This is a genomic window from Actinospica durhamensis (assembly GCF_018139695.1).
Classification (GTDB): domain Bacteria; phylum Actinomycetota; class Actinomycetes; order Streptomycetales; family Catenulisporaceae; genus Actinospica; species Actinospica durhamensis.
In genome coordinates, this window is the sequence record NZ_JAGSOG010000288.1 from 1 (window position 1) to 10,377 (window position 10,377).

Annotated in this window: 6 protein-coding genes; 1 reads left to right on the forward strand and 5 read right to left on the reverse strand. The window is 70.7% G+C overall.

Annotated elements, in window-relative coordinates; translation table 11 throughout:
- Nucleotides 1-96: 96 nt before the first annotated feature.
- Nucleotides 97-1,959, reverse strand: coding sequence for an asparagine synthase (glutamine-hydrolyzing) (asnB, locus tag KDL01_RS34420; protein ID WP_212532876.1), 1,863 nt, complete (start codon nt 1,957-1,959; stop codon nt 97-99).
- Nucleotides 1,960-2,170: 211 nt separating this feature from the next.
- Complete coding sequence (gene valS, locus KDL01_RS34425) at nt 2,171-4,714, reverse strand: valine--tRNA ligase (protein ID WP_438802007.1); 2,544 nt, start codon at nt 4,712-4,714, stop codon at nt 2,171-2,173.
- Nucleotides 4,715-4,923: 209 nt separating this feature from the next.
- On the opposite strand from valS, the gene KDL01_RS34430 reads away from it, so the two are divergent.
- A complete protein-coding gene (locus KDL01_RS34430) occupies nt 4,924-6,489 on the forward strand; it encodes an ATP-dependent DNA ligase (RefSeq protein WP_212532878.1) in 1,566 nt (521 codons plus the stop codon).
- Here the strand turns inward: KDL01_RS34430 and KDL01_RS34435 are convergent.
- The 3 genes from KDL01_RS34435 to KDL01_RS34445 all read right to left on the reverse strand — a co-directional run bounded on the left by KDL01_RS34435 (nt 6,478) and on the right by KDL01_RS34445 (nt 10,242).
- On the reverse strand, nt 6,478-8,127 hold the full coding sequence (locus tag KDL01_RS34435; protein ID WP_212532879.1) for an MFS transporter: 1,650 nt from the start codon (nt 8,125-8,127) through the stop codon (nt 6,478-6,480). The two genes, KDL01_RS34430 and KDL01_RS34435, sit on opposite strands and share 12 nt — an antisense overlap.
- 379 nt (nt 8,128-8,506) lie before the next feature.
- Nucleotides 8,507-9,355, reverse strand: a complete 849-nt coding sequence (locus KDL01_RS34440) for a protein phosphatase 2C domain-containing protein (RefSeq protein WP_212532880.1) — start codon at nt 9,353-9,355, stop codon at nt 8,507-8,509.
- An 8-nt stretch (nt 9,356-9,363) separates the two neighbouring features.
- Nucleotides 9,364-10,242 (reverse strand): hypothetical protein, encoded by an 879-nt coding sequence (locus tag KDL01_RS34445; RefSeq protein WP_212532881.1) that lies wholly within the window; start codon nt 10,240-10,242, stop codon nt 9,364-9,366.
- Nucleotides 10,243-10,377 lie beyond the last annotated feature (135 nt).

Genomic DNA, 10,377 nt, shown 5'->3' on the forward strand with positions numbered 1-10,377 from the left:
GAACCCGTGCCGCCCGCCCCGCTCACCGTGCGGCCACCGCGCGCTTTCTGCCTACCATGGATCGATCATGCCTGATATCCGCCGCCAGCCGAGGTGTCAGAGCTCGATCGTGACTTCGTTGTGCCGCATCCAGCCGTCGAGCTGGAGGACGACCTCCCCGGCGTTGCGCACGTCCGGGCCGGACGCGTGCTCGAGCGCGTCCTCGATGGCGGGGAGGTTCAGCAGCGGACGGGCGGGCGAGGCGGGCTCGGCGGCGAGGGCGCGCAGGCGGGTGCGCACGGCCTCGGCGTAGCTCGGGTCCTGGGTGGTCGGGTACGGGGACTTGACCCGGTTCGCGATCTCGTCCGGCAGCAGGTCGCGGGTCGCGGCGCGCAGCAGGGACTTCTCGCGTCCGTCGAAGGACTTCATCGCCCACGGCGCGTTGAACACGTACTCGACCAGACGGTGGTCGCAGAACGGCACGCGTACCTCCAGGCCCACGGCCATGCTGGCTCGGTCCTTGCGGTCGAGCAGGATCTGCACGAAGCGGGTCAGGTTCAGGTGGCTCATCTCCCGCAGCCGCCGCTCCTTCGCGCTCTCCCCGTCCAGCACCGGCACCTCGGCGATCGACTCCCGGTAGCGGGTCTCGACGTAGCCCGGCACGTCCAGCTGCCGGACCAGGTCGGGCGCGAGGAACGACAGGCGGGTGGTGCGCACCGGGCCGCCGGCGAACATGGACATCGCGGCGATCCACGGGAAGGTCTGGGCCGCGAGCAGCCGCTCGTCGTGGAACCAGGGGTATCCGCCGAACACCTCGTCCGCGGACTCGCCGGACAGCGCGACGGTGGAGTGGCCGCGGATCGCCTTGAACAGCAGGTAGAGCGAGGTGTCGCCCTCGCCCATGCCGGGCAGGTCGCGGGCGTGCTGGACGCTCGCGGCGTTCTCCGGGTCGCTCAGGTCGGCGGTGCTCAGCACGACGTCGGCGTGGTCGGCGCCGACGTGCTTGGCCAGCGCGTGCGCGTACGGGGTGTCGAGGGTGCCGCGCGCGTCGCTGGCGCGGAAGTTCTCGCTCTGGCCGGCGAAGTCGACGGCGAAGGAGCGCACCGGGCCGCGGCCCTGCTCGCCCAGGAACCTCGCCGCCAGCGCCGTGATCACGCTCGAGTCCAGACCGCCGGAGAGCAGCGTGCACAGCGGCACGTCCGAGATCAGCTGCCGCTGCACGATGTCGTCGAGCAGTTCCCTGACGTGCGCGATGGTGGTGGGCAGGTCGTCCGGGTGCTCGCGGGCCTCGAGCCCCCAGTAGCGCCGGGTGCTCAGCCCCTCGCGCCGCACCCGCAGCAGGTGCCCGGGCCGCAGCTCGCTCATGCCGCGGTAGCCGGCCAGGCCCGGGGTCTTGACCATGCTCAGGATCTCGACCAGGCCTTCGCGGTCCACCACGGCGGAGGCGGCCGGGTGGGCGAGGATGGCCTTGGGCTCGGAGCCGAAGACCACGCCGTCGGGGGTCGGATAGTAATACAGGGGCTTGATGCCCATGCGGTCGCGCACGAGCAGCAGCTGCTCGCTTCGGGCGTCCCACAAGGCGAATGCGTACATGCCGTTGAGGCGGTGGACGAACTCCTCGCCCCACTCCAGATAGGCGTGCAGGACCACCTCGGTGTCGCTGGAGGTGCGGAATTCGTGGCCCAGCCCGGCGAGTTCCGCGCGCAATTCGCGGTAGTTGTACACCTCGCCGCTGTAGGTGGTGACGAGCACGTCGCGCCCGTCCCGCTCCACCCGCATCGGCTGAGCCCCGCCGACGAGGTCGATGACGGACAGCCGTCGATGGCCGAGGGCGGCGGGGCCGCCTGCCCACAGGCCCGAGGCGTCCGGGCCACGACAGGCCATTGTCTCGGTCATGGCGGCGAGGATCGCGCGCTGCGTTCCGGAATCCCCTTCGCCGGAATCACTGTCGAAGGAGACCCAACCGGTGATACCGCACATGACGACGATCCCTCCTGGCGCGTGGGTGCCTGGTCAGCAGTCAACTGCGCCGCGGGATATTACGTCAAGCTTTCCAAGGAATTGCAGGATTCTCACATGAGAGCGCCGCAGTCAGTACTCGTCGACGCGAGGCAGGGCCACCTGTATCAGGACCACGTGATGCGAAAGCCGCGCGCCGGGAGGGTGTTTCCCCCGGCGCGCGGCGAGGGCGTCAGTCCTCCAACACGACCTTGACGTCCAGCGTGTCGCCGACCTCGTAGACGATCCGCCCGATGTGTCCCGCCGCCCGCACGTCCTGCTCGAAGCCGCGGATCGCCTCGGCCTGCTCCGGCGGGCAGGTGACCACGACGGTGGCGATGTCGGCGCGCATGGAGAGCTTCTCCGCGGTCTTCGCCCGGCGCACCGCGCCGATCAGCGCGGAAGCCAGGCCCAGCAGCCGCGAGGAGCCGAGACCGGCCGCCGCGCCGGCCGAGTCCGCCGCGTCAGCCGCCGCGTACGCCGACGCCTCGGGCCAGGCCGTGACGTGCACCGAGCCCTCGTGGGTCCAGGACCAGACCTCCTCGGTGGTGAACGGGATGAACGGCGCGAGCAGCTGCACCACCCCGTTCAGCGCCCGGCGCAGGGTCAGCCGCGCCGAATCCGAGCCCGCATACGCCCGGTCCTTGACCAGCTCCACGTAGTCGTCGCAGAACATCCAGAAGAACCGCTCGGCCGCCACCAGCGCGGTGGTGTACTCGTAGCCCTCGAGCGCCGCGGTCGCCTCGGCCACGGTGTCCGCGAACACCGCGAGCAGGGCCCGGTCGAGCGGGTCGGTGGCCTGCGCGTCTGCGGACGGCTCACCGAAGGAGTAGACGAACTTGGCCGCGTTGAGCATCTTCGTGGCCAGCCTGCGCCCGACCTTCATCTGCTGCGGCTCGAACGCCGTGTCGGTGCCCGGCCGCCCGAGCGCCGCCCAGTACCGCACCCCGTCCGCGCCGTGCTCGTCGATCAGGTGCTCGGGCGTGATCACGTTGCCCTGCGACTTCGACATCTTCTTGCGGTCAGGATCCAGGATCCAGCCCGAGATCGCCGCGTGCCGCCACGGCGTCGCGTCCTCCTCCAGGTGCGAGCGCACCACCGTGGAGAAGAGCCAGGTGCGGATGATGTCGTGCGCCTGCGGCCGCAGATCCATCGGGTAGGTCACCGCGTACAGATCAGGGTCGGTCAGCCAGCCGCAGGCCAGCTGCGGGGTGAGCGAGGAGGTCGCCCAGGTGTCCATGACGTCCGGCTCGCCGCCGAACCCGCCCGGCACGCCGCGCTGCGCCTCGGTGTAGCCGGCCGGGGCCGCGCTCTGCGGGTCCACCGGGAGCTCGGATTCGTCCGGCAGGATCGGGTGCGCGTAGTCGGGCTCGCCCGCGGCGTCCAGCGGGTACCACAGCGGGAACGGCACGCCGAAGTACCGCTGCCGGCTGATCAGCCAGTCCGCGTTGAGGTTACGCACCCAGTCGTCGAAGCGGGATTTCATGTGCGGGGGCTGCCAGGTGATCTGCGCGCCGCGGGCGAGCAGGTCTTCCTTGCCGGCCAGGGTGCGCACGAACCACTGCCGGGAGCTGACGATCTCGAGCGGCCGGTCGCCCTTCTCGTAGAACTTCACCGGGTGCGTGATCGCACGCGGCGTGCCCTCGAGCACGCCCGCCTGCTCGAGCAGCTCCACGATCGCCTTGCGCGCCTGCGCCGCGCCCCGGCCCACCAGGCCCGCGTACACCTCGGCCGCGGCCTGCGGGTCCTGACACGGGATCTCGGCGAAGTCCAGCTCCTGCAGCCGGCCGTCCCGGCCGATGATCGTGCGCGTGGCCAGACCCAGCTCGCGCCACCAGATCACGTCGGTCTGGTCGCCGAAGGTGCAGACCATGGCGATACCCGAGCCCTTGTCCGCCTGCGCGGCGGGGTGCGCGAGCACCGGCACCCGCACGCCGAACAGCGGCGTGAGCGCCTCCTTGCCGAACAGCGGCTGATAGCGCTCGTCGTCCGGGTGCGCGACCAGGGCCACGCAGGCGGGCAGCAGCTCCGGCCTGGTGGTCTCGATGTGCACGGGCGCGCCCTCGACCGTGAAACGCAGCCGGTGGTACGCCGCGGGCTGGTCCTTGTCCACCATCTCGGCGTTGGAGACCGCGGTGCGGAAGTCCACGTCCCACATGGTGGGCGCCTCGGACTGGTACGCCTCGCCGCGCGCGAGCAGCCGCAGGAACGCGGTCTGCGAGACGCGCTGGGCCTTGGCCCCGATCGTGGTGTAGGTCATCGACCAGTCGACCGAGAGCCCGAGCCGCCGCCACAGGTGCTCGAAGACCCGCTCGTCCTCGCCGGTGAGCTTTTCGCAGAGTTCGACGAAATTGCGCCGGGACAGCGCCACCGGGGGCTGTCCCTTCTTCGTCACCTGCTCGGGCGCGGTGAACTCGGGGTCGTACGGCAGCGTGGGCTCGCAGCGCACGCCGTAGTAGTTCTGCACCCGCCGCTCGGTCGGCAGACCGTTGTCGTCCCACCCCATCGGGTAGAACACCTGCTTGCCGCGCATCCGCCGGTAGCGCGCCACGATGTCCGTGTGGGTGTAGGAGAACACGTGTCCCACGTGCAGCGATCCCGACACGGTGGGAGGCGGGGTGTCGATCGAGTAGACCTGCTCGCGTACGGCGGCGGGTACGAACCGGTAGACGCCAGTGTCGGCCCAGTTCTGCGCCCACTTGTCGTCCAAGCCGTTGACGGACGGCTTCTCCGGAATCGTCACCGCGCACACCTTTCGATCATTGGGGTCCTCACCTGCGTCCGGCCATTCTACGTGATCAGCCGGACACGCCCACGGGATATCGAAACGATAATGAGATGACTCAATTCCCGGATTTCCGGCGATTCGGGAGGTGGTGACGTGGCGTGCGGCGGCGTGCGGCGGGGCGCCGTGCACCGGGCCGGGTCGCCGGGCAGGATGGAAAGGTGCTGTTCGCCGACGTCGTCCACGCCTCCGCCGGGGTCACCGCCACCCGCTCCCGGCTGGCCAAGGTCGAGATCCTGGCCACCGCGCTGCGCTCGGCCGGCGGCCCCAACCGCGCGGCCGCCATCCGCGCCGTCACCGGATTCCTCACCGGCACGCCGGTGCAGGGCCGGATCGGGACCGGTTGGCGTACCCTGATCCGCCTCGAGCCGCCGCCCGCGGCCTCGCCCGGGCTGACCGTCGCCGCGGTGGACGCGGCACTGAACGCGCTGGCCGAGACCGCCGGCGCCGGGGCCCAGGCGCGGCGGGCGCGGCAGCTCACCGACCTGCTCGGCCGGGCCACCGCCGAGGAGCAGGACTTCCTGATCCGGCTGCTGGTCGGCGAACTGCGCCAGGGCGCCCTCGAAGGGGTGATGCTCGACGCCATCGCCAAGGCGTGCGGCGCGGACGGCGACCTGGTCCGGCGCGCCTTCATGCTCTCCGGCTCGCTGCCCGAGACCGCGACCGCCGCGCTGCTCGGCGGGGCCGAGGCGCTGGCGGACTTCGGGCTCACGGTCGGCCGTCCGGTGCGGCCCATGCTGGCCTCCCCGGCCGCGTCGCTGGCCGCCGCGATCGGGGAGCTCGGCTCGGTCCGGGTCGAGTACAAGCTCGACGGCGCCCGCATCCAGGTGCACCGCGACGGCGACGACGTGCACGTGTTCACCCGCACCCTGCGCGAGATCACCGAGAGCGTGCCAGAGCTCGTCGATCTCGCCCGGCTGCTGCCGTGCGATTCGGTCGTGCTGGACGGCGAGACGCTCGCCCTGACCGACGACGGCCGGCCGCGCCCGTTTCAGGAGACGATGAGCCGGTTCGGCGCCACGTCGGAGCGGGAGCTGCTGCTGCGGCCGTACTTCTTCGACTGCCTGCACCTCGACGGCGTCGACCTGCTCGACGCGCCGCTGGCCGAGCGGGTCGTGGCGCTGCGCCGGGTCGCCGGGGACCACCTGATCCCGGGCGTGGCCGAGCCGAACGCCGAGCAGGCCACGGTGCTGCTGACCTCCGCCCTCGCGGCCGGCCACGAGGGCGTCGTGGTCAAGTCGCTCACCGCCCCGTACGCGGCCGGGCGGCGCGGAAAGGCCTGGCAGAAGGTCAAGCCGGTGCACACGCTGGACCTGATCGTGCTGGCCGCCGAGTGGGGCCACGGCCGCCGGACCGGGCTGCTGAGCAACCTGCACCTCGGCGCCCGCGATCCCGACGGCGGCCCGCCGGTGATGGTCGGCAAGACCTTCAAGGGCCTGACCGACGAGCTGCTGGCCTGGCAGACCTCGACGTTCCCCGGGTACGCGGTGCGAAGTACCGAAGCGGCGGTGTATCTGCGCCCGGAGGTGGTGGTGGAGATCGCCCTCGACGGCGTCCAGGTCAGCCCGCGCTACCCCGGCGGCGTCGCGCTGCGCTTCGCGCGGGTGGTGCGCTATCGCCCGGACAAGGACGCCGCGCAGGCCGACACGATCGACGCGGTGCGCGCGCTGCTGTCGGGCAGGAACCGGGCCGCGAAGCCCGGTTCCCCCCTTCCGTCAGATCCCTGATGTAGCCAGGTCCGAGGACTCGAGCTCCGCGTCGTACTCGGCGTCCACCGCCGGGCCGCCGCGCCGACGCACCCCGATCATCAGCAGCGAGACGGCCGCGGCGGCCAGGATCCCGATGCCGCCGACGAGGGCGCAGGTGTGCAGCGCGTCGGTGAAGCTGTCGCCGTACGCGGTCAGCGCCTGCCCGGTGCTCTGGTTCGTGCTCAGGTGCAGGAACGCGCCCGCCTGGATGCCGACGGCCGACACGACGCCGTTGACCTGGCCCTGGTCGGCCTGGCTGAGCCCCGAGGCGGCCAGGTGGCCCGGCAGCGCGGCCAGCGTGCGGTTGGTCAGGATCACCCCGAAGACCGCCGGCCCGAGCGCACTGCCGATCTGGCGCAGCGCGCTGTTGGCCGAACCCGCCGTGGCGGCCAGCCGCCGCGGCACCGCGTTGACCGCGATCGTGGTGATCGGGGCCATCGCCAGCGCGATCCCGACGCCCAGCACCGCGATCACGGCCGCGGCCTCGCCGGTGCCGGTCCCGGCCTTGAACAGGTTCACCAGCAGCGCCCCGATGCCCGCGATCACCAGGCCGGCGAAGAGCACGAGCCCCGGCGAGAGCCGGTTCATCATGCGCCCGACCACCGGCCCGAGCACGACCGTGAACCCGTTGAGTGCGATCAGCCGCACGCCGATGTCCCAGGTGGAGGCGTGGTGCACCAGGCCGAAGTACTCGCTCAGCGCGAACACCAACCCGACCTGCGCGAACAGCAGCACCGCCATGACGATCGCGGCGCCGGAGAACGCGCTCGAATGGAACAGTCGCATATCCAGCATCGGGTATGCGTCATGCTCGACCACGACGAAGGTCGCCAGCGCCATGACCGCGAGCGCGAACGCCCCGATCACCAGCGGCGAACCCCATCCGGCCGTACCGCCGCCCTCGATGAACCCGTAGACCAGTCCGGTGATGCCGAGGATGGCCAGGATCTGCCCGGGCAGGTCGAGGTGGCGGTCCCGGTCGGACCGGGAGTCGGTGAGCACGAATCCGCCCACCACCGCCGTCACCGCGCTGAGCACCAGCGCCGGCAGGAAGATCCAGCGCCAGCCCACGTGCTCCAGAATCTGCCCGTTGAACAGCGGACCGAGCGTCAGACCCAGCCCCAGGCAAGCCGTCCACCCCGCGATCGCCCGCGCCCGGACGTTGTGGTCCGGACAGACGTGCGCGATCAGGCCGATGGTGGAAGGCAGCAGCGCGGCCGTCCCGACCCCGGTCAGCGCCTGCCCTGCGCAGACCTGGAACACGCCGTGCGCCGTCAGCGCCAGCAGGCAGCCGAGCGAAGTGCAGGACAGGCCGAGCAGGTAGATCTTCTTGCGACCGTACAGATCGCCGATCACGCCGAACGAGAGCAGCAGCGCGGTCGTCGGCAGAATGAACGCGTCAGTGATCCACTGCAGCCCGGCCGTCGAGGCGTCGAGCGCCTGCTGGATCACCGGAAGCGCCGTGGAGACGCCGACCACGGGCAGGTAGGACACGAGCACGCCGAGACAGGCCAACGCGATCGTGGCCCTGCGATTCGGCAGATCCCCGGAAGCCGAGGAGCCCGAACCGCGCCCTGAGTACGGCGGTCCGGGCTGGGGAGAAGCGTGTCTGGACATCACAACGAGCACCTCACTGTGCAGGAAGCGGGGAATCGGTGGCGAGGCCGCCCCTCCGGGCCCGCGCCCCGGCCGCCCTGGCCGACACGCGCCTCGCCCGGACCGGCCGCCACCTCAGCCCCCTGAATCAAGGCACAGCGGCATCGCAGCCGATCCGCACGGAACCGGCCCGGTCCGCGCACGGCCGGCCGTTCCGCCTGTGGTGCTCCCCCACCGTCCCGCCCGCCCGCCACACGGGCGGCCGGAAGCGTGGGGCCTTGCCTTCGGGTCCCCCCTTGAGTATCACGGAACGACGGTGAGTGAGCACCGCCAAACCGTCAACATAAGGTGTACTGCGCCACGGGCGTGGAATCCGGTCCGCGCCCCAACACGGCCTGGATCACGCCCCCTGTTTCTTCTCACACAGAGCGGCAGCGATGTCGTCGCTGCGTTTGAAGTGCCGACGCGACGCACTGAAATCGGGCTGGCGTTCGCAATCTCGGATCGCCTTCGTGACGGTTGCGAGCGAGTCGCGCAAGGCCGCGTCGATCAGGTCGCGCCAGTTCGAGTACAGGCCGTAGTCCGTGATCGCGCGGGCAAACCCATCAGTGCACAGCAGAACGTGGCGCGCCGCGTTCCATTTCAGGCGCACCCGGTGGATACGGAGCACGGCTGACGGGTCGCCGGAGAAAACACCTTCCGGGTGGACGCCGGTGATGTACTCGCGACGCCGCAGCAGCAACGCGTCGCGGGCGTCCTGGGCGTCGAGCCCTTGAGGCCCGGCAGCGCGGACAGCGGCGGTCTCACGCTGGTTGTAGAACACGGTCGACAGCTCTGTGACACCCGCGTCCTCACCCGAATCCACTTCTTCACCGACTGCCACGAGCGTCGCATCGCCGATCCGCGCAAGCTCAAGGGTGCCACCGTGATCAATGGCCAGACCGACTGAGCACGTGGGGTAGACACGGTCTGCCGGGAACCCGTGCCCGCGGATGTCCCGCCCGATCTCCGCGGAGATTTCGGTCAGCGTGCGCTCGACGTCAACCGCTGGCCGCAGAGCGCGGCGAAGCTCGTTGCCGAGACCGTCCACGAGGTAGTGCACGTCATTGGTGGCCGGCAGGAACGGCTCCGGATACACGTCCGTGGCCCCGTCGATGACCCAAGCCGCATCGGCGGCGGCGCCGACGCGGTCCTCGTTCGGCTTCGCCCCGCCCGGCTCACAGACCGTGTCGAGAACACGCAGGCTCATGCAATGCATCATCCTCCGACGAGGACCGAAACGAGCAGCAATGCCGCGCCGAGCAGTGCCGGTGGGATCACCCGGGCCCAGGGCGGGGAGGCGTTGGTGTACGCGAACGTGGTGAAGACGAGGATGACGGCCCCGGCCATCGCGCACATCAGACGGGCTCCGTCCGCGGCCTTGGCGGACTGCGCGGCGATGGACGCGGCCGAGGCTACGAACGCGACCACTGCGGCGAGCAGCCCGAGCAGTTCGACCTGCTGGGTGCGGAAGCGGTCCAACTCCTGCCGGAAACTCTCCTGCTGGGCGTGCGTGCGAGCCCGTTCCTCGAGAAGATCGATACGCACACGTGTGGCCTGATAGCGCGCCAGTCGCCGATAGACGTCCGGATCGTCGTCGGGCTCGGCCGCGATAGCCTCGGCGATCGCCACCCGCGCGCTGCCGTATTCGCCCTGGAGCGCGGATACCCGAGAACGGGTTTCAAAGTAATGCGCCCGGCGACCTTGCGGTGAGGAGAGGACGAGGCTGATGGTGCGATCCGCCTCCTCGAGCAAGCCCGTCGTCGCTTTGGCCCCCTCCAGTTCGAGGTAGTCCACGGCGAACATCGCCACCTGATGCTGGATTCCCACATGGCCGGGCAGGTCCGCCGCCGCGCGCCGCGCGAAGTCGATCGCCACGCGGAGGAGTTCGGGTTGCCCGCCGATACCCCGGCCATAGGCCACGAGCGCGCGGAAGGTGTCGAAGTAAGGCTCCAGTCCGAATTCGGCTTCGGCTGATCGCACCAGCTCCGCGTATGCAGCGGTCCGCTCCTGGCGGTTGAGATGTACCAGAAGGCAATACAGCGCACCAAAGCGCACCTCGCGTGCATGGGACTCGTCCACGACGATCGCCCGCATGGTCGCTTTGGGCTGCCCCGCGAATTTTGGACACTGGTCCCGCGGTGTGATCACGCGGCGAGCGTCAGGTTCGCCTGCTTCTCTCGGTAGGCTTCGAGGGGAGTCGCATAGCCGATCCCCGAGTGAAGGCGTTGG